At 68.9% G+C, this 23,000-nt stretch carries 21 protein-coding genes and 1 pseudogene; 15 read left to right on the top strand and 7 right to left on the bottom strand.

Going from position 1 to position 23,000, the window contains the following annotated elements:
- The first annotated feature begins 28 nt into the window (after window positions 1-28).
- Window positions 29-1,000: a carbohydrate kinase family protein gene (locus A5732_RS07665; RefSeq protein ID WP_064952171.1), complete on the top strand. Its 972-nt coding sequence runs from the start codon at window positions 29-31 to the stop codon at window positions 998-1,000.
- 37 nt (window positions 1,001-1,037) lie between these two features.
- On the opposite strand, the gene asnB is transcribed toward A5732_RS07665, so the two are convergent.
- On the bottom strand, window positions 1,038-2,996 hold the full coding sequence (gene asnB, locus A5732_RS07660; RefSeq protein WP_076101847.1) for an asparagine synthase (glutamine-hydrolyzing): 1,959 nt from the start codon (window positions 2,994-2,996) through the stop codon (window positions 1,038-1,040).
- 156 nt (window positions 2,997-3,152) lie between these two features.
- Here asnB and ctaC point away from each other — a divergent pair, with 156 nt between their 5' ends.
- The 5 genes from ctaC (at window position 3,153) to A5732_RS07635 (ending at window position 7,091) form a co-directional block, all read left to right on the top strand.
- Window positions 3,153-4,262: an aa3-type cytochrome oxidase subunit II gene (gene ctaC / locus A5732_RS07655; protein ID WP_076051607.1), complete on the top strand. Its 1,110-nt coding sequence runs from the start codon at window positions 3,153-3,155 to the stop codon at window positions 4,260-4,262.
- Between the two features lie 13 nt (window positions 4,263-4,275).
- Entirely contained in the window at window positions 4,276-4,695 is a 420-nt protein-coding gene (locus tag A5732_RS07650; RefSeq protein ID WP_064952173.1) for a cytochrome c oxidase subunit 4, read from the top strand.
- Window positions 4,696-4,882: 187 nt separating this feature from the next.
- Complete coding sequence (locus tag A5732_RS07645; protein WP_076101846.1) at window positions 4,883-5,749, top strand: MmpS family transport accessory protein; 867 nt, start codon at window positions 4,883-4,885, stop codon at window positions 5,747-5,749.
- Window positions 5,749-6,399, top strand: coding sequence for a DUF2561 family protein (locus A5732_RS07640; RefSeq protein ID WP_076101845.1), 651 nt, complete (start codon window positions 5,749-5,751; stop codon window positions 6,397-6,399). The genes A5732_RS07645 and A5732_RS07640 overlap by 1 nt, the downstream gene beginning before the upstream one ends.
- 206 nt (window positions 6,400-6,605) lie before the next feature.
- Window positions 6,606-7,091 (top strand): DUF5994 family protein, encoded by a 486-nt coding sequence (locus tag A5732_RS07635; RefSeq protein WP_076052129.1) that lies wholly within the window; start codon window positions 6,606-6,608, stop codon window positions 7,089-7,091.
- Here the strand turns inward: A5732_RS07635 and qcrB are convergent.
- Genes qcrB through ctaE form a run of 4 tightly spaced genes read right to left on the bottom strand, consistent with a single transcriptional unit; the run spans window position 7,088 to window position 11,556 of the window.
- Window positions 7,088-8,800: a cytochrome bc1 complex cytochrome b subunit gene (gene qcrB / locus A5732_RS07630; RefSeq protein ID WP_076101844.1), complete on the bottom strand. Its 1,713-nt coding sequence runs from the start codon at window positions 8,798-8,800 to the stop codon at window positions 7,088-7,090. The genes A5732_RS07635 and qcrB overlap by 4 nt on opposite strands.
- Window positions 8,797-10,008: a cytochrome bc1 complex Rieske iron-sulfur subunit gene (gene qcrA, locus A5732_RS07625; RefSeq protein WP_065051566.1), complete on the bottom strand. Its 1,212-nt coding sequence runs from the start codon at window positions 10,006-10,008 to the stop codon at window positions 8,797-8,799. The genes qcrB and qcrA overlap by 4 nt, the downstream gene beginning before the upstream one ends.
- 49 nt (window positions 10,009-10,057) lie before the next feature.
- The gene (qcrC, locus tag A5732_RS07620; RefSeq protein WP_076101843.1) at window positions 10,058-10,915 is read right to left on the bottom strand and encodes a cytochrome bc1 complex diheme cytochrome c subunit; all 858 of its coding nucleotides are present in this window, start codon (window positions 10,913-10,915) and stop codon (window positions 10,058-10,060) included.
- Window positions 10,916-10,944: 29 nt separating this feature from the next.
- Window positions 10,945-11,556, bottom strand: a complete 612-nt coding sequence (gene ctaE / locus A5732_RS07615; RefSeq protein WP_064950539.1) for an aa3-type cytochrome oxidase subunit III — start codon at window positions 11,554-11,556, stop codon at window positions 10,945-10,947.
- Between the two features lie 139 nt (window positions 11,557-11,695).
- Between ctaE and trpD the strand changes: the two genes are divergently transcribed.
- Window positions 11,696-12,790, top strand: coding sequence for an anthranilate phosphoribosyltransferase (gene trpD, locus A5732_RS27550; protein WP_065073582.1), 1,095 nt, complete (start codon window positions 11,696-11,698; stop codon window positions 12,788-12,790).
- On the opposite strand, the pseudogene A5732_RS07605 reads toward trpD, so the two are convergent.
- Window positions 12,728-14,536: pseudogene (locus A5732_RS07605) on the bottom strand (DEDD exonuclease domain-containing protein); the annotation flags it as partial. The gene trpD and the pseudogene A5732_RS07605 overlap by 63 nt on opposite strands.
- 180 nt (window positions 14,537-14,716) lie before the next feature.
- Here A5732_RS07605 and A5732_RS07600 point away from each other — a divergent pair.
- The 4 genes from A5732_RS07600 (at window position 14,717) to pimB (ending at window position 18,361) form a co-directional block, all read left to right on the top strand.
- Entirely contained in the window at window positions 14,717-14,971 is a 255-nt protein-coding gene (locus A5732_RS07600) for a hypothetical protein (RefSeq protein WP_171974976.1), read from the top strand.
- Window positions 14,972-15,152: 181 nt separating this feature from the next.
- Entirely contained in the window at window positions 15,153-16,289 is a 1,137-nt protein-coding gene (ripC, locus tag A5732_RS07595) for a peptidoglycan hydrolase RipC (protein WP_076052123.1), read from the top strand.
- A gap of 34 nt (window positions 16,290-16,323) precedes the next feature.
- Window positions 16,324-17,166, top strand: coding sequence for a hypothetical protein (locus tag A5732_RS07590; protein WP_253189020.1), 843 nt, complete (start codon window positions 16,324-16,326; stop codon window positions 17,164-17,166).
- A 64-nt stretch (window positions 17,167-17,230) separates the two neighbouring features.
- The gene (gene pimB, locus A5732_RS07585) at window positions 17,231-18,361 is read left to right on the top strand and encodes a GDP-mannose-dependent alpha-(1-6)-phosphatidylinositol monomannoside mannosyltransferase (protein ID WP_076101840.1); all 1,131 of its coding nucleotides are present in this window, start codon (window positions 17,231-17,233) and stop codon (window positions 18,359-18,361) included.
- Window positions 18,362-18,388: 27 nt separating this feature from the next.
- On the opposite strand, the gene A5732_RS07580 is transcribed toward pimB, so the two are convergent.
- Window positions 18,389-20,191, bottom strand: a complete 1,803-nt coding sequence (locus A5732_RS07580) for an AMP-dependent synthetase/ligase (RefSeq protein WP_076101839.1) — start codon at window positions 20,189-20,191, stop codon at window positions 18,389-18,391.
- A gap of 177 nt (window positions 20,192-20,368) precedes the next feature.
- Between A5732_RS07580 and A5732_RS07575 the strand changes: the two genes are divergently transcribed.
- The 4 genes from A5732_RS07575 to A5732_RS07560 all read left to right on the top strand — a co-directional run bounded on the left by A5732_RS07575 (window position 20,369) and on the right by A5732_RS07560 (window position 22,951).
- Window positions 20,369-20,758 carry a polyketide cyclase / dehydrase and lipid transport gene (locus tag A5732_RS07575; RefSeq protein WP_076052137.1) on the top strand — a complete coding sequence of 130 codons (390 nt, stop codon included), beginning with the start codon at window positions 20,369-20,371 and terminating at the stop codon, window positions 20,756-20,758.
- Between the two features lie 102 nt (window positions 20,759-20,860).
- Entirely contained in the window at window positions 20,861-21,298 is a 438-nt protein-coding gene (locus A5732_RS07570) for an SRPBCC family protein (RefSeq protein WP_065075751.1), read from the top strand.
- Complete coding sequence (locus A5732_RS07565) at window positions 21,291-22,562, top strand: ArsA family ATPase (protein WP_212568079.1); 1,272 nt, start codon at window positions 21,291-21,293, stop codon at window positions 22,560-22,562. Before A5732_RS07570 ends, A5732_RS07565 begins: the two co-directional genes overlap by 8 nt.
- The gene (locus tag A5732_RS07560) at window positions 22,559-22,951 is read left to right on the top strand and encodes a hypothetical protein (protein ID WP_076052136.1); all 393 of its coding nucleotides are present in this window, start codon (window positions 22,559-22,561) and stop codon (window positions 22,949-22,951) included. The genes A5732_RS07565 and A5732_RS07560 overlap by 4 nt, the downstream gene beginning before the upstream one ends.
- The last annotated feature ends 49 nt before the right edge of the window (window positions 22,952-23,000 follow it).

The raw sequence follows: 23,000 nt of genomic DNA, 5'->3' as shown, positions 1-23,000 counted from the left end.
AACCTTACTAACGAAGGATGGAGTTTTCGTGACGATCGCGGTGACAGGTTCGATTGCGACCGACAATCTGATGCGGTTTCCCGGCCGGTTTTCCGAGCACCTGCTGGCCGAGCACCTGCAGAAGGTGTCCCTGAGCTTTCTGGTCGACGACCTGGTGATTCACCGCGGCGGCGTGGCGGGCAACATCGCCTTCGCCATCGGTGTGCTGGGCGGCGACGTGGCGCTGGTCGGGGCGGCCGGCGACGACTTCGGCGAGTACCGCGAGTGGCTGCAGTCGCACGGCGTCAACTGCGACCACGTGCTGATCTCGCAAACCGCGAAAACCGCGCGATTCGTCTGCACCACCGATGAGGACATGGCCCAGATCGCATCCTTCTACCCCGGCGCCATGTCGGAGGCCCGCAACATCAAGCTCGCCGACGTCGCGTCCGCGGGCAAGCCGGACCTGGTGATCATCGGGGCCAACGACCCGGACGCGATGGTGGTCCACACCGAGGAGTGCCGCAAGCTCGGCCTGCCGTTCGCCGCCGACCCGTCCCAGCAGCTGCCCCGTCTGTCCGGCGAGGAGATCGACAAGCTCGTGGACGGCGCGGCCTACCTGTTCACCAACGACTACGAGTGGGAGCTGCTGCGGTCCAAGACCGGCTGGACCGAGGCCGACGTGCAGAAGAAGGTCGACCTGCGGGTGACCACGCTGGGCGCCAAGGGCGTCGACATCGTCGAGCGCGACGGGACCACCACTCACGTCGGCGTGGTGCCCGAGACCAGCCAGACCGACCCCACCGGCGTCGGCGACGCGTTCCGGGCCGGTTTCCTCACCGGCCGCACCGCCGGGCTGAGCCTCGAGCGGTCGGCGCAGCTGGGCTCGCTGGTCGCGGTGCTGGTGCTGGAGTCCACCGGCACCCAGGAGTGGACGTGGGACCTCGGGGTCGCCAAGACCCGGTTGGCCGGCGCCTACGGCGACGAGGCGGCCGCCGAGATCGCCGCGGTCCTGGCCTAGCGGCCTAGAGGCCTAGCTGCCTAGAGCGGGCCCAGCCCTAGAGCTGCACGGGGTAGTGCGGCTCGCTGATCTGGGGCACTACGCTGTGCTCGACGAAGATCGCGTGCCAGAGCATGAAGATCAGCAGCGTCCACAGCCGGCGGCTGTGATCGCTGACGCCGTTGCGGTGATCGTCGAGCATCCGGCGCACGGCGGCCTTGTCGACCAGATGCTCGGCCTGCGAGGCGTCCACCGTCGCGTAGGCCCACTCCAGCAGCTCGCCGGCGCGCAGCCAGTGCCGGATCGGCACCGGGAATCCGAGCTTGGGCCGGTGCAGCACGTGCGCCGGGACGATCGGCTCCAGCGCGCGCCGCAGCGCGTACTTCGTCGTCGTGCGGGTGATCTTCGCCTCAACCGGCAATCGGGAGGCGACGGCGAACACCTCGGGGTCCAGGAACGGCACCCGGAGCTCCAGCGAGTTGGCCATCGTCATCTTGTCGGCCTTGACCAGGATGTCGCCGCGCAACCAGGTGAACAGGTCGATGTGCTGCATGCGGGCCACGGGATCCCAGCCCGCCGATTCGGCGTACACCGGCGCGGTGACGTCGGTGTGGGTCCACTGCGGGCGGAACCCGGGCAGCACGTCGCGCAGCTGCGCGTCGGAGAAGCTGCGGGCATTGCCGTAGTAGCGCTCCTCGAGCGTCAGGGAGCCGCGGTGCAGCAGGCTCTTGCCCCGCATCCCCTCGGGCAGCGGCTTGCTCATCTTGCCCACCGATCGCCGCAGCGGCCGCGGCAGATAGTCAAAGGGTTTGAGCGATAACGGCTCTCGATAGATCGTGTAGCCGCCGAACAACTCGTCGGCGCCCTCGCCGGACAACACCACCTTGACGTGCTTGCGGGCCTCCCGGGCGACGAAGAACAGCGGCACCAGCGCCGGGTCGGCCACCGGCTCGTCGAGATACCAGACGATCTCGGGCAGGGCGGCGACGAACTCGTCGGGCTTGACCACCTTGGCGATGTGGCGGGCCCCGATCGCCTCGGCCGAGGCCACCGCGACGTCGATCTCGGAGAAGCCCTCCCGCTCGAAGCCGGTGGTGAACGTGATCAGCCGCGGGTTGTGCCGGATGGCCAGCGCCGCGATGGCGGTCGAGTCGATCCCCCCGGACAGGAACGCCCCGACGGTGACGTCGGCGCGCATGTGCTTGGCCACCGAGTCCTCGAGCACCGCGGTGATCTCGTCGTAGCGGGCCTGTTCGGTGCCGCGGGTGATCGGCACGGCGGCGAAGCGCGGCACGAAATAGCGGGTGACCTCCGGTTGCAGGAGGTCGGGGCGGATCCGGGCGTAGCAGCCCGACTCCAGCCTGCGCACCCCACGGTGCAGCGTCTCGGGCTCGGGCACGTACTGCAGGACGGTGTAGTGCTGCACGGCCCGTTCGTCGATCCCGGTGTCGAACCCGACCAGCTCGGCCAGGTCCAGCAGGCACTTCTTCTCGCTCGCCACCGCCGTGCCGCCGGTGCCGGTCGCCATGAACAGCGGCTTGATGCCGAAAGGATCACGGGCGCAGAACAATTCGCGAGTGACGGTGTCCCACAGCGCGAACGCGAACATGCCGCGCAGCCGCGTCAAGACGTCGGTGCCCCAGTAGTGATATCCGGCGACGACGGCCTCGCCGTCACCGTCGGTGGCGAAGACGGCGCCGTGCCGGCCGGCCAGTTCCTCGCGCAGCTCGAGGTAGTTGTAGATCTCGCCGTTGAACACCAGCACGTAGCGGTCGGGCGCCTCGGGCGGCCCCCAGCGCAGCGGCTGGTGCGAATGCGCGATGTCGATGATGGAGAGCCGGTTGAAGCCGAAGACGACCGAGCCGTCGGTGTCGGGGTCCACCCAGGTGCCGGGCTCGTCGGGCCCGCGGTGGCGCATCGAGTGCGATGCGCGCGCGATGGCGTTGTCGGCGCGGGCGGCGGCCGTTTCCTTGTCGGAGCCCTCCGGGGCGGCAACGAACGCCAGCAGACCACACACGGCGCCCCAGTATGCCGCACTTCGGGGGCGTGCGTGGACCGCGCACCCGGCACGTCGCGAATGGCCGGGCACACCGGCTGGCCGGGGTTTCGTCGCCCGCCTCAGGCGCGTGGTCTACGCTGCGTAGTATTCGATATCCGAGCAGGAGGCGCTAACGTGACCCCTCGCGAGCAGGACCGTTCGCAACGTTTGTCGCAGGGTAGGTTTCGGCGCCATTCCGGGGGCTCCGGGCGCCAAGCCAACGGTCTTTCCCGTCGTCTTCGGCCCTTCGCGCTGGCCCTGACGCTGGGCGTGCTGGCGTTGTTCCTGAGCGGATGCAGTAGCTGGGCGGACGCGCTGGCTTTGGGCTGGCCGCGGGGCATCACCCCGGAGGCCCACCTCAACCGTGAACTGTGGATCGGCGCGGTGATCGCGTCGCTGGTCGTCGGCCTCATCGTGTTCGGCCTGATTTTCTGGGCGTCGATCTTCCACCGCAAGAAGGCGACCGACACCGTGCTGCCCCGGCAGTTCGGCTACAACATGCCGCTGGAGCTGGTGCTCACGGTGACGCCGTTCCTCATCATCTCGGTGCTGTTCTACTTCACCGTCGTGGTGCAGGAGAAGATGCTGCACCTGGACAAGAACCCCGAGGTTGTGATCGATGTCACGGCCTTCCAGTGGAACTGGAAGTTCGGCTATCAGAAGGTCAACTTCAAAGACGGCACGCTGACCTACGACGGCACCGACCCGGCGCGCAAGAAGGCGATGCTGTCCAAGCCGGAGGGCAAGGACGCCCACGGCGAGGAGCGGGTGGGTGCCGTCCGCGGGCTGAACACCTCGGACCGGCAGTACCTGAACTTCGACAAGGTCGAGACGCTGGGCTCCAGCGAGGAGATCCCGGTGCTGGTGCTGCCTACCGGCAAGCGCATCGAATTCGACCTGGCGTCCGCGGACGTGGTCCACACGTTCTGGGTGCCGGAATTCCTGTTCAAGCGCGACGTGATCCCCAACGCTGACGCGAACAACTCGGTGCATGTCTTCCAGACCGAAGAGATCCAGACGCCGGGTGCGTTCGTGGGCCACTGCGCAGAGTTCTGTGGCACGTATCACTCGATGATGAACTTCGAGGTTCGGGTGGTGGCGCCCAACGACTTCAAGGCCTACCTGCAGCAGCGGATGGACGGAAAGAGCAACGCCCAGGCGTTGCAGGCGATCGGGCAGCCCCCGGTCGCGGTGACCACTCACCCGTTCGATACCAAGCGCGGTCAATTGGCCGGAAGCCAGTAGGTTAGGACACCAAATGCATATCGAAGCCAGGCTATTCGAATTCATTGCCGGGTTCTTCATTGTGGTTGCGGCGCTCTACGGGGTGCTGACCGCCATCTTCGCCACCGGGGGCGTGGAGTGGGCGGGCACTACCGCGCTGGTGCTGACCGGTGGCCTGGCGATGATCACGGCGACGTTCTTCCGCTTCGTGGCGCGCCGGCTGGACACCCGGCCCGAGGACTACGAGGGCGCCGAGATCAGCGACGGAGCAGGCGAATTGGGTTTCTTCAGCCCGCACAGCTGGTGGCCGATTCTGGTTGCGCTGTCCGGCTCGGTGGTCGCGGTGGGCATCGCGCTGTGGTTGCCATGGCTGATCGTCGCCGGGGTGATGTTCGTCCTGACGTCGGTGGCCGGGCTGGTCTTCGAGTACTACATCGGTCCCGAGAAGCACTGATTCGCGGCATAAAGGTCACAATCAGATCACGTGATTGGTGGGCCGTTCGCCACGACGGCTTTGCCCCTTTTGGGTTCGGTAGTGTTTTGCCCAGGCAAACGAGAAGCGTCCCAGCGCGCCCGCAACGATGTGATCGCGGAGGCTTGTGCGCAGGTGAGGCCGTCGAACAGGGTAGGCAAAGGCAAAGATGAGCGGGTCGAGACCCCCGGGATGGGATCCTGACGAACCCGTCCCTGCCGACCCGATCAGCCGCGAACCGGACCCCGGCGACGAGCCGGACGAGGACCTGGGACGCGACGCCGAGCCGGAACCCTTCGAGCACAGCGCCGACCTGGCGGCGAACCAGACCGACGAGACGGACGCCTACTCGCGTGCCTACTCGGCCCCGGAGTCCGAGCACTTCACCAGCGGCCCCTACATGCCGGCCGATCTGGGGCTCTACGACTACGACGACTTCGACGAGTCCGACCATGCTGACGACGAGCGCAGCACCGCGCGTTGGCCGTGGGTGGTGGGCGTCGCCGCGATCGTGGCCGCCATCGCCCTCGTCGTGTCGGTATCGCTGCTGTTCGCGCGCACCGATACCACCAAGCTCGCCAACCCCGGCACCACCATAACCCCGTCCACGCCGCCGCTGCAGGACGAGATCACGACCACCAAACCGCCGCCTCCGCCGCCGCCACCGCCACCCACCACCGAACCGCCGCCGCCCCCGACAGCAACGGAGACCCAGACTGTGACGGTGACGCCCTCCGCGCCACCGCCGCCCACCACGCCGGCGGGTCCGCGCCAGGTCACCTACTCGGTGACCGGCACCAAGGCCCCGGGCGACATCATCTCGGTGACCTACGTCGACGCCTCCGGCCGGTCGCGCACGCAGCACAACGTGTACATCCCGTGGTCGATGACCGTCACGCCGATTTCGACGTCGGACGTCGGTTCGGTCCAGGCTTCCAGCCTTTTCCGGCTCAGCAGGCTCAACTGCTCGATCACCACCAGCGACGGAGCGGTGCTGTCGTCGAACAACAACGACTCGCCGCAGACGAGCTGCTGATGGTCAGCAGATACTCGGCGTACCGGCGGGGCGTGGGCGACGACACCATTGCGCCCGAGGTCATCGACCGCATCTTGATCGGCGCGTGCGCCGCCATCTATCTGGTGCTGCTTGGCGTCAGCGTGGCGGCCGCCGTCGCCCTGGCGGATCTGGGCAGGGGCTTTCACAAGGCGGCCAGCAGCCCGCACACCACCTGGGTGCTGTACGCCGTCATCATCGTTTCGGCGCTGATCATCGCGGGCGCGATCCCCATCCTGTTGCGCGCCCGCCGGATGTCGCAGGCCGAGCCGGCCGCCCAGGCGATGACCGCGCCGTCGCGCGGGCCGGCAAGGCCTTCGGTGCGGCTGGGTGGCGGCGCCCTGCGCCCCGGGACCGAGCGGACCGCCACCGTGCAATCGGCCGGACCGGCCCCGGGCGCCGAGTTGTCGGGCGAGGCGGTAGACCGAGTCTGGTTGCGCGGCACCGTGATTCTGACCGGCACCATGGGCGCGGCGCTCATCGCGGTTGCGGCGGCGACCTACCTGATGGCGATCGGCCACGACGGCGGGTCGTGGGTCGGGTATGGGTTCGCCGGCCTCATCACCGCGGCCATGCCGGTGGTGGAGTGGCTGCACATTCGTCAGCTCCGCCAGGTCGTCGCCGAGCAGTAGCCGCCGCGCCGCTGGGCGGTCGTCTCCGGGTTCCGGACCCCCGCGCCCGATCCGGTGCGCCGGGGGTGGCGTAGCGTCGGGCGCGAGCCGTTTCGTTGTCAGCGGATGCTCCCGCAGTCGGTGCGGATGACACCCACGGGCAATGCGATCCCTCCCTTCGCCGGGTCCGTCGGGGCGAAGGACGCCAACCGTGAAGGGAACCGCAAGTGAATGCCGCAGCCAGACGGCGAGCACGCGCCAATCCCATCCGGGTATCGGTGGGCCGTGAGCTCGGCCGCCCGATCGACGGCGCGTGGTGGCCCCGCGCGGACCGCATCACCAACGAATTGCCCGATCTGGTCGCGCTGCTGACGCCCTTGCTCGGCGACGTGGATTCCATCAACGTCAACTGGCCGCCGTTGCAGCGCCCGCCGGACTTCAACTGGCCGGGGTGGGAGAACAAACGCCAGCACGTGATCACGGTCATCGGGGGAGACGCCCGGGCCAACCTGCTGATCGTCCCGTACACGACCTACAGCGCGCTGGCCCTCATGGTGTTGCGCTGTGCGGCCGGGCTCCCCGTCGAAACCCGCGACATGGGCAAGCGGGTGTTCGTCACGGCCGGCTCGATCCTGCGGGCCGCCCAACAGCAACGGGCGTGCGCCCACCCGTTGGGCGGGACATTGACGAAAACGGGTGGGGGAGCGAGCTAGTGCTCGCCGCCCTCGCCGTTTGTCGAACCGTTTGGTGAACCGTTGGTCGAACCGTTGAGGCCGTCCTGGTGTTCGCGCAGCGCGGTCAGGGCGCGCAGCTCCGAGCCGTGCGCCGCCTCGCGCAGCGCCGCATCCTCGGACGCCGGGTCGGCGAACAGGAAGCTGCCGCTGCCCGGAGATCCGGCCGAGCCCAGCTTGTTCATCTTCTTGGGCAGTGCCGCGCCCTGGTATGCGAGCGGCAGCGGGTGGCCGTGGTCGTCGACCGGACCCAGCGGCTGGTGCAGCTCGACGTACGCGCCGTGCGGCAGCCGCTTGATGATGCCGGTCTCGATGCCGTGCTCGAGCACCGCGCGGTCGCTGCGCTGCAGTCCGATGCACCACCGGTAGGTGATGAAGTAGACCACCGGCGGAACGATCACCATGCCGATGCGCCCGATCCACGTCGTCGCGTTCAGCGAGATGTCGAACTTGAACGCGATGATGTCGTTCATCGCGCACAGCGTCAGCAGCATGTAGAACGCGATCGCCATCGCACCGATCGACGTGCGCACCGGCACGTCGCGCGGCCGCTGCAGCAGGTTGTGGTGCGCGTAGTCACCGCTGAACCGCTTCTCCAGGAACGGATAGACCATCAGCAGACCGAACACACCGCCCATGATCAGCGCCACCCAGACCACCGCCGGAATGGTGTGGTGCCAGAAGTAGAACTCCCATGGCGGCCAGATACGGGCCAGGCCCTCGGTCCACATCATGTAGAAGTCCGGCTGCGAACCGGCCGAGACGTGAGATGGCTTGTAGGGGCCCAGGTTCCAGATCGGGTTGATCTGCAGCAGACCGCCCAGCAGGCCCAGCACGCCGACGATCGCGGCGAAGAACGCCCCGGACTTGACGGCGAACACCGGCATCACTCGCACGCCGACCACGTTGTGCTCGGTACGGCCGGGGCCGGGGAACTGGGTGTGCTTCTGGAACCACACCATGGCCAGGTGCAGCCCGATCAGCGCCAGGATGATCCCGGGCAGCAGCAGGATGTGCAGGGAGTACATCCGCGGGATGATGTAACCCGCTGTGGCGCATTCGTTTCCGACGCCGCCGCAGGGGAAGTCACCGCCGAACAGGGCCCAGTGCAGCCAGGTGCCGATCACCGGCATGCCCAACGTGATCGAGGACAGCGCGGCGCGCAACCCGATGCCGGACAGCAGGTCGTCGGGCAGCGAGTAGCCGAAGTAGCCCTCGAACATGGCCAGGATCAGCAGCAGCGAGCCGATGACCCAGTTGGCCTCGCGCGGCCGCCGGAAGGCGCCGGTGAAGAAGATGCGGGCCAGGTGCACCATGATCGACGCGGAGAAGATCAGTGCCGCCCAGTGGTGGACCTGACGCACGAACAGGCCGCCGCGCACCTCGAAGGAGATGTCGAGGGTCGATGCGAAGGCCTTCGACATGTCCACGCCGCGCAGGGGCTGATAGGCGCCGTTGTAGGTGATCTCGGCCATGGACGGATCGAAGAACAGCGTCAGGTACACGCCGGTGAGCAGCAGCACGATGAAGCTGTACATCGCGATCTCGCCCAGCAGGAACGACCAGTGGGTGGGGAAGACCTTGTTGAGCTGTCTACGGACCGCCGCGGACGGGTGATAGCGCGTATCGATGTCCTCGCCTTGACGGGCCAGGACATCGCCGATCTTCGGGGGACTCAATTTCGGACTCATGTCGTCGTCCTCTCCCAGAATGCCGGTCCGACGGGCTCGACGAAGTCACCGTTGGCGACCAGATACCCGTTGGAATCGATGGTGATCGGCAGCTGCGCCAACGCACGCGCGGCCGGCCCGAAAATCGGCTTGGCGAAGTGCAGCGCGTCGAACTGCGACTGGTGGCAAGGGCACAAGATCCGGTACGACTGCTCCTCGTACAGCGAGGCGGGGCAACCCAGGTGCGAGCAGACCTTGGTGTAGGCGAAGAACTCGCCGAAGTTGAAGCTCTCCTGGCCCTGCCGCTTGACCACGCGGTTCATGTCGGTGGGGCGAACGCGGATGAGCATCACCGGGTTTCGCACACCCTGGTTGATGGCCCGCAGCTTTTCCTGCGATTCCGGCGTGGTGCCGTCGCCGTCGGACTCCCGCCACGGGAAGACGGTTTCCATGCCGCCGGCGTCGAGGTCTTCGGGGCGCATCTTGACGAACGGCGACGTGGAGGCGGAGCCGGTGGCCCGCGCCAGGAAGATGGTCTCGCCGTGGTAGCGCGGGCTCCAGCCGGACGTCCACAGCACGGCCTTCTTCCCGTCGGCGGTGGGCACGACCGGCCTCCACGGGTTCTTGATCAACCCGCCGGCAAACGCGACCAGGGTGGACAGGCCGAAGGCGCCCAGCCCCATTCCCAGCGACAGGCCGATCAGCTTGCGGCGCCCGACGGTCGACCCCTGATACGCGTCGGCCAGGTTCGCCACCACGGTCTTGCGGTCGACGTCGCGCGAGGCGCCGTCGTGGCGGTCCTGGATCGAAATCTCTTCGGGGATAAAGCGTTTCTGGTAGAGGATGACGCCGATCCCGATCGACAGGATCGACATCCCGAAGGTCAGCCCGTACAGCGGGGTGGTCAGGTCGTACAGGAAGCTGCCGGCGCTCTCCTTGGGCTTGTACTCCCAGGGCCAGAACAAGAAGATCAGCAGCAGCGCCAGCCCGAAGAAACCGCCCAGCAAAAGCCAGAGGGCCACGCCACGCTCGGCGCGCTTTTCGGCTTTGGTGCCCTCGATCGGCCAACGGGGTTCCTTGAACACCGTCTCGACGCCGTCCAGCTTGCCGCCCAGCGCCACCAGTTCGTGCTGCGACATGGCGGCCAGCGCCGCGTCGTCGGGTTCTCGCTCGCCGGTTCCGTGCGGGCTCCCGCCGGTGTCAGAGCCGCGAACGTCCGCCTCACTCATTTTGCGCCGCTCCTCCTCATCGCTTCGCTCTGCATCGTCTCGGCGCGGCTCATGCTCGTGCCCCAATCCACAGTGCCAGCCCGATGGCCGCGACCATCCCGATGATCCAGGCGGCCATGCCCTCGGGTGCGGGACCGAATCCGCCCAGGCCGTAACCGCCCGGCTGGCGCTCCTCGGTCACCGCCTTGATGTAGCCGATGATGTCCTTCTTGGCTTCGAACGACAGCTGACGGTCGGAGAACTTCGGCATGTTCTGCGGACCGGTCCGCATGGCCGCCAGGATCTGCTGCTCGTTCGCGGGCTCCAGGTCCGGCGCGAACTTGCCGGACGACAGCGCGCCGCCCTTACCGGTGAAGTTGTGGCAGGAGGAGCAGTTCAGCCGGAACAGGTCGCCACCGCGGCCCAGGTCCTCGCCGCGCAGCGAGCGCATCGCCAGGCTGCCGTCCGGGTTGCGCACCGTGGTGGGGCCGCCGCCGTTGGCCTGGACGTAGGCGCCCAGCGCGTCGACCTGGCCCTCGTCGAAGATCGGTTCCTTGCGCGGGGCCTGGGCCTCGCCGGTCATTGCCGGCATCCGGCCCGTCGAAACCTGGAAGTAGACGGCTTGCTCGCCGACGCCGATCAGGCTCGGCCCGCGGTCGTGGACACCCTGCAGGTTGGCGCCGTGGCAGGACACGCACGACGTGTCGAACAGCTGCTTGCCGGTGCGCAGCAGCGCCGAGTTCGACTCGTCGGCGACGGCCACCTGCGGCCGCGGGGTCAGGATCGCGGCCAGGCCACCGGCGATGGTCAGCGCGATCAGCAGCAGCAGACCGCCGGACAGCCGGCGGCGCAGCCGCCGTCGCGAACGGTCACGCTGCCCCTGCGGCGGCTTGGCCGCACCGGATCGGGTAGATCCCAGTTTCTTCAACCGAGCACTCCTGTTCGTCCAGCGCCTGCTCATCGGATGAAATAGATCACGGCGAACAGCGCGATCCACACGATGTCGACGAAATGCCAGTAGTACGAGACGACGATGCTGGCCGTAGCCTGCGCCGGGGTGAACTTGCTCATCGCGGTGCGGGCCAGCAAGAAGATGAAGGCGATCAGGCCGCCGGTGACGTGCAGGCCGTGGAACCCGGTCGCCAAATAGAACACGCTGCCGTAGGCGCTGCCGGGGATGGTGGTCCCGTGACCCATCAGGTGGTAGTACTCGTAGCCCTGCCCGAGGACGAAGAACAGCCCCATCAGGAAGGTCAGCACGTACCAGCGCCGCAGCCCGAACACGTCGCCGCGCTCGGCCGCGAACACCCCCATCTGGCAGGTGAACGACGACGCGATCAGCACCAACGTGACCGGGACGGCCTGGTACAGGTTCAGCTCGGTCGGCGGCGGAGGCCACTTCCCGCCCGATTGGGCGCGAGCGGTGAAGTACATCGCGAAGAGGCCAGCAAAGAACATCAACTCGCTGGAAAGCCAAACGATGGTGCCGACGCTGACCATGTTGGGTCGGTTCAGCGAATGCACCCGCGACGTAATTGCAGTACCCGAAGTCCCGGCAGCGCTGGTCACATCCGCAAGTATGACGCTTTGTAGTTGTTGAACTCCACCCGGGGCGGCATTTGGTGTCTGGCGCGTCGCGCGCGGGTGCGCAGCGGGCCGCTCGCGGAGACGGTTGGGGCAGGTGTGGCCGTCGTGGGACCATCGGCGCGTGGCTTTGTCATCTAAGGCTCCGTCTGGGGGCGGGCCGTCCGGCGCACCCGCGACCTCGTGGCCGCGGATCCTGTCCCGTCTGACCGGCGGGCAGGACCTGACGCGCGGCCAGGCCGCCTGGGCCATGGACCGGATCATGGCCGGCGACGCGAGCCCCGCCCAGATCGCGGCCTTCGCGGTGGCGATGCAGGTGAAGGTTCCCACCTCGGCCGAAGTCATCGAGCTGGCCGACGTCATGCTCAACCACGCGCTGCCGATTCCCCCCGGTGCCATCCGCGACGACACCGTCGACATCGTCGGCACCGGCGGCGACGGGGTCAACACCGTGAACCTGTCCACGATGGCGGCGCTCGTGGCCGCGGCCGCGGGCGTGCCGGTGGTCAAACACGGCAACCGGGCGGCCTCGTCGTTGTCCGGCGGCGCCGACACGCTCGAGGCGCTCGGCATCCGCATCGACCTCGGTCCCGAGCAGGTCGCACGCAGCCTCGCCGAGGTCGGCATCGGGTTCTGCTTCGCGCCGCTGTTCCACCCGTCCTACCGGCACACTTCCGCGGTGCGCCGCGAGATCGGCGTGCCGACGGTGTTCAATCTCCTTGGGCCGCTTACCAATCCGGCCCGGCCGCGGGCCGGATTGATCGGCTGCGCGTTCGCCGAGCTCTCCGAGGTGATGGCCGGGGTGTTCGCCGCGCGCCGGTCAAGTGTGCTGGTGGTGCACGGTGACGACGGGCTCGACGAGCTGACGACCACCACCACCAGCACGATCTGGCGGGTGCAGGCCGGCACGGTGGACAAGCTGACCTTCGATCCGGCCGGATTCGGTTTCCCCCGAGCCGATCTCGATGATTTGTTGGGCGGCGACGCCCAGGCCAACGCCGCGGAGGTCCGCGCGGTGCTGGCCGGCGGCAAGGGTCCGGTGCGCGACGCCGTCGTCCTCAATGCCGCCGGCGCGATCGTCGCGCACGCCGGGTTATCCAGCCGCGCTGAATGGTTGCCGGCGTGGGAGGACGGGTTGGCCCGCGCCTGTAAGGCCATCGATTCCGGCGCGGCCGAACAACTGCTCGCGCGATGGGTGCGGTTCGGCCAGCAGGTCTGATTCCCGCAGCGCCTGCTCGCCGGCCAGTCGCGCCGAGCGCGCCGTCGCGGCCCACGCCGACCAGGCGCCGGCCGACCGCAGCGGGGAAGCCCAGCCGTCCTCGGCGACCCGGACGATGCGCACCCCGGGCGCCGTCAACCAGCGCGCGATGAGCGCGCTCTCCTCGACCAGTGCGCCGCCGAGTGGGGCGGCTGTGGGCAGAATCGCTTGCGCCCCAGCAACAATCGCGTCGACGACCGGCATCGGCGGCACCCCGCGCCGCGCGCTGCCCGCCGCGGCGAGTTGGCCGTGGCGGATGACGGCCAGGTGATAGCCACCGCTGCCGTCCGGCGCGGCGGCGATCAGCTCGGGCAGCGCGGCCAGGGCGCGCAGCCGCTGACCGCGCCACAGCGTCTCGACCGCGGTGACGGTGCGGTCGCGCAGGCGCGCGGCGCTCTCGAAGTGATGCCGCTCGGCGAGCGCGCCGACCTGATCCACGGCCGACCTCAGCGCGCCGTTGTCCGCGCCGTCGACCAGCGCCGCGACCCGCGCCACGGCGGCGGCGTACTGGGTGGCGGTGACTCCGCGCGCGGCCGGGCACGGCGACACCTCCGCCTCGGCGCACAGCGGTCCGTGCAGCGACGAGCGGCCCAGCCGGTTGGTGCAGGTTCGTAACCCGGTGAACCGCGCCAGCAGCGCGGCCGTGTCGGCGGCGTCGGCGCGGGCGCGGAACGGGCCGACGGCACGGTCGTGCCGCGGCGCCCGCACCACGGCGAGGCGGGGGAAGGCCTCCTCGGTGAGCGCCACCCACCACCAGCGCTGCGGGAACCGGGACCGCCGGTTGTACGGCGGGGCGTGCGCGGCCAGCAGCCGCAGCTCGCGCACGCCGGCCTCCAGCGCGTGGGCGCACTCGACGTGGTCGACCGCGCCGGCCAGCGCGACCATCTCCTTCATGCGGCCCCGGGGGTCGGCGCCGGTGAAGTATTGGCTGACCCGCCGCCGCAGGTCGACGGCGGTGCCGATGTAGAGCACCTCGCCCGACGGCCCCCGGAACAGATACACGCCCGGCCGGCGCGGCAGGCCCTCGGCGAGCACCCGCTTGCGGCGCTGGGTCGGTGTCACGTCGGGCAGATAGGAGCGCAGGTCGGCATAGGTGTGCACGCCCTGGTTGCCCACCCGCTCGATGAGGGCGTGCAAGACGTCGACGGTGGCGCGCGCATCGTCCAGGGCGCGGTGGGTGGGCTGGGTGGCGACGGCGAACAGCCGCGCCAGCGAGGCCAGCCGCACGCTGGGGGCTTCCTCGCGGCTGAGCACCCGGCGGGCCAGCCGGACCGTGCACAGCACCTGCGGCCGCGGCCACGCGATGTCGCACTGCTGTGCGGCGGCGCGCAGGAAGCCGATGTCGAAGCCGGCGTTGTGCGCGACGAGTACCGCGTCCCCGGCGAACTCCAGAAACATCGGCAGGACGGAGTCGATGGTCGGTGCGTCGGAAATCATCGCGGTGGTGATGCCGGTCAGCTGCACGATCTGCGGCGGGATGCTGCGCTGCGGATCCACCAGGGTGGCGAACTCGCCGAGCACGACGCCCCCGCGCACCTTGACCGCCCCGATTTCGGTGATGGCGTCGGGCACGGTGCCCGCGGTGCCCTTGGTGCGCCCGCCGGTGGTCTCCAGGTCGACCACGACGAAGGTGGTCTCGCGCAGCGAGAGCTCGTCGGGCGTGAACGGTGATCCCACGTCGGCGAAGCTCAGCTGAGTCGCACCCACGGAAGCCACGGCGGTGACGTTAAGGCGGACGACCGACACTCGCGCGGCTCCCACGCCGGGCGCGGGGCCGGAATGCGGGGACGGATACCTGTCGGTGCCCGCGGTTACCGTTCGGGCAGTCCGGCGTGAGTGAAGTTCGCCCACCTGAGTTGCCGGAGCCAGAGCGAGAGGACCGATCCGATGGCACCAAGAACTGGACCTACCGACATCGGCATGACGCCGCCGGAGCCGGGGACACCGGTGGTGATCGACTGCGACGAGTGCGCGGTGCGCGGCCCCGGCTGCCGCGACTGTGTCGTCAGCGTGATACTCGGGGTTCCGGATACTTTATTGCAGGATGAACGCGCGGCATTGGAAGTTCTCGCCGAAGTCGGCCTGGCGCCGCGACTTCGTCTCGTTCCGATTCGTCGGGACCGGGGTACTGGTGTAGCCTAATCGCCTTGTCCCACAAAGGTCCTCGGGGCACGCGAAACGATTCACATAGAAATGACAGGATTCTTTCTAACTTCTTAACCGCTCGCTTTGGACAAACGCCGATATCGTTTCGTAACCTGTTTGAGACCTAAACCAGCTCGACGACCTATCCATCGTCGATGGCCGTTTAAGGAAGCAAATCTTGAGGCTTGACTCTAGGTACCCGGTTGCGCGTGCCCTGACACGTTCGGCCATAGGGGCACTAGCTGGCTTCGCAATCTTCTCCGGTGTCATGACCGCCCCCGCGTGGGCCGACCCGGCCGAGGACGCCACCGCAAAACTCAACCAACTGTCCCGGCAGGCCGAGCAGACCACCGAGGCCATGCACAGCGCCCAGCTCGATCTGAACGACAAGCTGGCCGCCCAGCGCGCCGCGGACAAGAAGCACACCGACGACCAGGCCGCGGTCGATGCGGCCAAGGCGCACCTGTCGTCGTATCAGGACTCGGTCAACAAGCTGGCCGCCGCGACCTACATGGGCGGTCACGTCGACGGCATGGAGGCCATCCTGACCGCGGGCTCGCCGCAGGGCCTGATCGACAAGCTGGCGGTGCAGCGGGTGATGGCCACGCAGATGGCCAGCCAGATGAAGAGCTACCAGATCGCCGGGGAGCAGGCCGCCAAGGCCGAGCGGGAGTCCGCCAAGTCGGCCGCCGACGCCAAGAGCGCGGCCGAGCAGGCCGCCGCGGTCCGGGCGAGCCTGCAGTCCAAGCAGAGCCAGTTGCAGGTGCAGATCGCGGTCGTCAAGTCGCAATACCTTTCTTTAACCGCGGACCAGCGCACCGCGCTGGCCAATCCCGCGCCGCCTCCCGGCGCGCCGGCACCCGAAGCGTTGCCCCCGGGCGCGCCTCCCGGGCAGGCGCCGGGCGAGGCTCCGCCCGCCGGCGGAATGCCCGGCATGCCCGGCATGGCTCCGGGCGGTGTCGGCGGCGGTGACCGCGCCACCGTCGTGCAGGCCGCGCTGACCCAGGTCGGTTCGCCCTATGTATGGGGTGGCTCCGCACCGGGCGGATTCGACTGCTCCGGCCTGGTGATGTGGGCGTTCCAGCAGGCTGGTATCTCGTTGCCGCACTCCAGCCAGGCGTTGGCGCACGGCGGCCAGCCCGTCTCGCTGGGAGATCTGCAGCCCGGCGACGTGCTGACCTTCTACTCCGACGCCTCGCACACCGGCATCTACATCGGTGACGGCATGATGATCCACTCCTCTACCTATGGCGTGCCGGTCCGGGTCGCGCCGATGAGCGCCGGCGGCCCGATCTACGACGCCCGCCGTTACTAAAGACCCTCGACCGCGGCGCCGGCGGCTCCCGATACTGCTGGCCTGGGTATTCGCCGTCGAGCTGCTGGTGGCCGCGGCCGTGCCGTTCGATGCCGTGCGCGAGAGCCGGATCCGGCCCGCCCAGCTGGTCACGCCCGCCCGCAGCCAGGTCAGCGCGTCGACGAAATCGATCACCGTCGGTGACCGCACCGTCCGGCTGCTGGGGCTCGGCGGGGCCGCCAGTGACCGGCTGCTGTCCCGGGTGGTTTCGACCATGGGCGCGGCGATCGCCGCGGTGGAGTCGTTCTGGGGCGTCGACTGGCCGCGCGAGATCTCGGTGGTCGCGGCCGGCACCGACGAGGAGTTTCGCGCGGCCGCCGGCGGGGGACCGGCGTCCCAGTGGGCCGACATCGCGGCCGTCACGGTCGTCGACCGTGTCGACCCCGTCCGCCGGGTCGCCGTCGGCCAGCGGATTGTGTTCGCGCCGGGCGCGGCCCACATGAGCGCCGCATCGCTGCGAATCGTGTTGACCCACGAGCTTTTTCACTACGCCGCGCGCGCCGACACCGTCGCGGACGCGCCCCGCTGGCTCACCGAGGGAGTGGCTGACTTCGTTGGCCGCCCGCCCGAGCCGGTGCCCACCGACACGTTGTTGCCCATGGCGTTGCCCACCGACGGCGACCTGGACGTGCCCGGGGCGCAGCGCTCGCTGGCCTACGACCGCGCGTGGTGGTTCGCCCGCTTCGTCGCCGACGCCTTCGGACCGCCCAAGTTGCGCGATCTCTACCTGGCCACCTGCGGCATCAGGCACGCCGACATGGCCGCCGCCGGCCAGGACGTGCTGGGCGCCAGCCCGGCGGGCCTGCTCACGCGCTGGCAGCAGTGGCTGACACACTAAATCCGGCTCGCCCGGCTCAGGCCGTGTGCACGGTTCGCGTCGTCGCCAAGCTAGCCTGACGCAGGTGAGTCGGGTCCTGCTGGTAACCAACGACTTTCCGCCCCGCCCGGGCGGCATCCAGTCGTACCTCGGTGAGTTCGTCGGCCGGCTGGTCGACGCCGGGCCGCATTCGGTGACGGTGTACGCGCCGCAATGGAAGGGCGCCGAGGCTTACGACGAGGCCGCCTGTTATCGGGTGGTGCGCCACCCGGGCACGCTGATGCTGCCCGGCCCGGCGGTCGACGCCCGGATGCGGCGGCTGATCGCCGACGAGGGCATCGACACCGTCTGGTTCGGGGCGGCCGCACCGCTGGCGCTACTGGCCCAGCGCGCCCGCGGCGCCGGGGCGAGCCGGGTGGTGGCCAGCACGCACGGCCACGAGGTCGGGTGGTCGATGCTGCCGGTCGCGCGCTCGGTGCTGCGCCGCATCGGCGACGACACCGACGTCGTCACCTTCGTCAGCCGCTACACCCGTTCCCGATTCGCGCCGGCCTTCGGCCCCAAGGCTTCTCTGGAATACCTGCCGTCCGGGGTGGACATCGACCGGTTCCGGCCCGATCCGGCGGCCCGGGCGCGGCTGCGTGACCGCTACAGGCTGGGGGAGCGGCCCACCGTGGTGTGCGTGTCCCGGCTGGTGCCGCGCAAAGGCCAGGACATGCTCATCAAAGCCCTGCCGTCGATCCGGCGACGCGTCGACGGCGCCGCCCTGGTCATCGTCGGCGGCGGCCCCTACCAGGACTCGCTGCGCGCACTGGCCCACGAGTGCGGGGTGGCCGACGACGTCACCTTCACCGGCGGCGTACCGGCCGCGGAGCTGCCGACGCATCACGCGCTGGCCGACGTGTTCGCGATGCCGTGCCGCACCCGCGGCGCCGGGCTGGACGTCGAGGGGTTGGGCATCGTGTTCCTCGAGGCGTCGGCGACCGGCGTGCCGGTGATCGCCGGCAGATCCGGGGGAGCTCCAGAAACGGTGCAACACAACAAGACCGGGTTGGTCGTCGACGGCCGCGAGGTGGACGAGATCGCCGACGCCGTCGTCGAGTTGCTGACCGATCGCGACCGGGCCGCCGCGATGGGCGCGGCCGGGCGCGCCTGGGTGACGGCCCAGTGGCGCTGGGACACCCTGGCGACACGGTTGGGCGCGCTGCTCGGCTGAACGGCGTCCGCGCCGGCGAGCGCCCCGCTAGTCCTTCTGGTAGATGGCTTCGATGTCGGAGGCGAACTTCTCGGCCACCACGTTGCGCTTGACCTTCATCGTCGGCGTCAGTTCACCGGTGTCCTCGGTGAAATCGACCGGCAGGATGCGGAACTTGCGGATCGACTCCGCGTGCGACACCGCCTGATTGGCGTCCTTGATGGCCGCGTCCACCTCGGCGACCAGATCGGGATCGGTGGTCAGATCGCTGACCGACGCGCCTGCGCCCTTCTGGTTGCGCTGCTTCCAGCCGTCGAACGCTTCGGGGTCGATGGTGATCAACGCGCCGATGAACGGCTTGTTGTCCCCGACGACCATCGCCTGGCTGATCAAGGGATGGGCCCGCAGCCGGTCCTCCAGGACGGCCGGCGCGACGTTCTTGCCGCCGGCGGTCACGATGATTTCCTTCTTGCGCCCGGTGATCTTCAGGAAGCCGTCTTCGTCGAGCACGCCCAGGTCGCCGGTCTTGAACCAGCCGTCGGTGAAGGCGTCCTCGGTGGCCTGCTCGTTGCGCCAGTAGCCGCTGAACACCACGCCGCCGCGCACCAGCAGTTCGCCGTCCTCGGCGATGCGCATGCTGTTGCCGGGCACCAGCGTTCCGACGGTGCCGATCTTGACGTTGCCGACCTGGTTGACGGTGATCGCCGAGCTGGTCTCGGTCAGGCCGTAGCCCTCGTGGATGGTCAGACCCACGCCGCGGTAGAAATGCCCAAGCCGCGAGCCCAGCGGCGCGCCGCCGGAGACGGCCGCGTGGCAGTCGCCGCCCAGCGCGGCGCGCAATTTGTTGTACACCAGGCGGTCGAACAGGGCGTGCTTGGCGCGCAGCGTGAGCCCGCGGCGGCCGCGGTCCTGCGCCTCGCTCCAGTCGACGGCGGTTTGGACGGCCGCCGCGAAGATCCGGCCCTTGCCGTCGTTGGAGGCGTTCTGCTCGGCCGTGTTGTAAACCTTTTCGAACACCCGCGGGACCGACACCACCACGGTCGGTTTGAACACTGCGAACTGCGGCACCAGGTTCTTGATGTCGCTGGTGAATCCGACGGTGACCTTGTTGGCGAACGCGGACAGCGTCAGTGAGCGCGCCAGCACGTGCGCCAAGGGCAGGAAGACCAGCAGCCGCTGCCCCTCGTCGAGCAGGGTCGGCAGGCTCTCCTTGGCGCCCCTGGTCTCATAGAGCAGATTCGAATGCGTCAGCTGACACCCCTTGGGCCGCCCGGTGGTGCCCGAGGTGTAGATGAGCGTCGCGGGATCCCCGGCCCGCAGTCCCTCGAGTCGGGCGCTCAGCTCGGCCGGTTCCACCGATGCACCGGCCTCCGCCAGCTGGTCGAGCGCCTTGGGGCCCGAACCGTCGATGTGCAGCACCCGGCGCAGCGCGGGCAGTTCGGCGGTCAGCTCGGTGACCATCGCCGCGTGCTCGTCGGTCTCGGCGAACGCCAGCACCGCCTCGGAGTCCTGCAGCACCCAGCGCACCTGCTCGGCCGATGACGTCTCATAGATCGGCACGGTGACCGCGCCCACCGACAGGATCGCCAGGTCGAGGATCGCCCATTCGTAGCGGGTGGCCGAGAAGATGGACACCCGGTCGCCGGCCTGCACCCCCAGCGAGATCAAACCCAGTGCGGCGGAGCGGATCTGCTGGGCCGCCTCGGCGCAGGTGACGTCGGTCCACTCGCCGTCGACTTGACGCTGGTAGATGACGAAGTTGGGGTCCTCGCGCTCGTGTTCGAAGACCATCGCGGCGATGTTGTCCTGTTCGCCGACGGAAAAGCGGGCGGGGACGCTGTACTCACGCACTCTTATGACCTCGATTGACCTCGTGAAGATTCCCGGGAGCCGGGTTGCTGGTGACCAGCCTAATCCGCGCGTTGACCCAGCACGGTCAGAGTGGGTCGGCGGGCACCGCTATTGCCCGCCGCATTGTGGGGCCCGCCCTCGGCGGGGCGCGGCGAGCCGGTGTGTGAAGCTGTGGTCATGAACAGCATCCAGATCGCGGATGAGACGTTTGTCGCGGCCGCCGGCGCACGGGTGGGCGCCGCGGTCGCCGATCGGGCGAGCTGGCGCCGCTGGTGGCCGGACCTGCGGCTGGAGGTCGTCGAGGATCGAGGGGAGAAGGGCATCCGGTGGTCGGTCACCGGCGCGCTGACCGGGACCATGGAGATCTGGCTGGAACCGTCGCTGGACGGCGTCGTGTTGCACTACTTCCTGCACGCCGAGCCGACCGGGGTGGCGGCCTGGCAGCTGGCCAAGCTGAATCTGGCGAAGATGACGCACCGCCGTCGGGTGGCGGGCAAGAAAATGGCGTTCGAGGTGAAGACGACACTGGAACGGTCACGTCCGGTGGGGGTTTCTCCGGTAGTTTAGCCGGGTCAGGTCCGCGCAGAGAGTACCGTTTCGGACCGAGACCCGCGGGGTCCCCCACATCGGAGGGGTCGATCCGTTCGCGGGAGAGAGGGCAGCAACCAGGTGGCGGAGAAGACGACGCAAACCATCTACATCGAAGCCGACCCGGCCACGGTGATGCAGGTGATCGCGGATATCGATTCCTACCCGCAGTGGATCTCGGAATACAAAGAGGCCGAGGTTCAGGAGAAGGACGCCGACGGCTACCCCAAAGTTGCCCGGATCGTCATGGACGCCACGGTTATCAAGGACACGATGGTGATGTCCTACGAGTGGCCCAAGGATCGCCAGTCGGTGAGCTGGACGCTGGTGTCGAGTTCGCTGCTGCGCTCGCTTGAAGGCTCATATCGGTTGGCGGCCAAGGGGTCCGGCACCGAGGTCACCTACGAACTCTCCGTCGACCTGGCCATGCCGATGATCGGCCTGCTCAAGCGCAAGGCCGAGCGCCGGTTGACCGACACCGCGCTGAAAGATCTCAAGAAACGAGTCGAGGCTGAGTGAGTCCGCTGCGCCTGCCCCGGCCCGGATCAGCCTTTTCGTCGGCAAAGGCGGGGTAGGAAAATCCACCCTGGCTTGCGCCACCGCCGTCGGCGCCGCGAGCGCCGGGCAGCGAGTGCTGGTGGTCTCCACCGACCAGGCGCACTCGCTCGGTGACGTCCTGGGTGTCACCGTGTCGCCCAGTCAGGGCGAACCGGTGCGGGTGCTCGCCGACCTCGAAACCGGGCAGGCGGAGGCCGGCGGTGGGTTTCTCGACGCGCTGGCGTTGGACACGCTGGCGCTGCTCGAGGCCCGCTGGCACGACGTCGTCGCCACGCTGGACCGTCGTTTTCCCGACTCGGAACTGAGTACCATTGCGCCCGAAGAACTTTCGGCCCTGCCGGGCGTTCAGGAAGTGCTCGGTCTGTACGCCGTCGGCGAGCTGGCGCGCTCCGGGGCATGGGACCGCGTGGTGGTCGACTGCGCGTCGACCGCCGATGCGCTGCGGATGTTGACGTTGCCCGCCACCTTCGGACTCTATGTCGAGCGGGCGTGGCCGCGGCATCGCCGGCTGTCCGTCACCGCCGACGACGCCCGGTCGGCGGCAGTGGTCGCACTGCTCGAGCGGATCAGCTCGCATGTGGAGTGGCTCAGTACGCTGCTCACCGACGGCGATCTGGTCAGCGCACACCTGGTGCTGACCCCGGAGCGGGTGGTCGCGGCCGAGGCGGCCCGAACGCTGGGCTCGCTGGCCCTGATGGGGGTGCGCGTCGAAGAGCTGATCGTGAATCAAGTTCTGCTGCAAGATGACTCGTACGAGTACCGCAACCTGCCCGATCACCCCGCCTTCTACTGGTACACCGAGCGCATCGCCGAGCAGCAGGGGGTGCTCGACGAGCTCGACGCCACCATCGGTGAGGTGGCGCTGGTGATGACCCCGCACCTGTCCGGCGAGCCGATCGGTCCCAAGGCGCTGAGCGGGCTGCTCGACGCCGCGCGGCGGCGGGGCGGCACGGCGCCGCCCGGCCCGCTGCGACCCACCGTCGACCTCGAATCCGGGACGGGATTAGGGTCCATCTACCGAATGCGGCTAGCGTTGCCGCAACTCGATCCGTCGGCCCTGACGTTGGGCCGCGTCGATGACGATCTGATCATCAGCGCCGGGGGTTTGCGGCGCCGGGTTAGGTTGGCATCAGTACTTCGGCGGTGCACCGTGCTGGACGCACATCTGCGGGGTAGCGAGCTGACGGTGCGTTTTCGACCAGATCCGGAGGTGTGGCCGAAGTGAGTGGGGCTCATTCCGACATCGGCCCGGAACTGCGCAGGCTCGCCCAGACGATCCTGGACGGCATCGACCCCGCGGTGCGCGCGGCGGCGGCGCTGACGGCCGGCGCCGGTGTCGGCACCGGCAAGTGCCAGCAGGTGTGGTGCCCGGTGTGCGCGCTGGCCGCGTTGGCGACGGGCGACCAGCACCCGTTGCTCTCCGCGATCGCCGACCACAGCATCGCCCTGCTCGAGGTGATCCGCGACATCGTCAACGACATGGACCGGTCCGCCAAGCCGACGCCGGAACCGCCGGACGGTCCGCCCGGCGGCGGGCAAGGTGCGCCGGGCGATACCCAAGACGCCGCGACGCGGACCCGCTATCAGCCCATCCCGGTCACGCTCGAGGAGTGAGCGGCCTGCGTCGCAGGTGGTCGGTTCGGGTGGGGATGGGTACAGTTGG

This window comes from Mycobacterium colombiense (genome assembly GCF_001953985.1).
In the GTDB taxonomy this organism is placed as follows: domain Bacteria; phylum Actinomycetota; class Actinomycetes; order Mycobacteriales; family Mycobacteriaceae; genus Mycobacterium; species Mycobacterium colombiense_B.
Note: the sequence above shows the minus strand (reverse complement) of the source record. Positions and strands in the feature narration are given on the sequence as shown.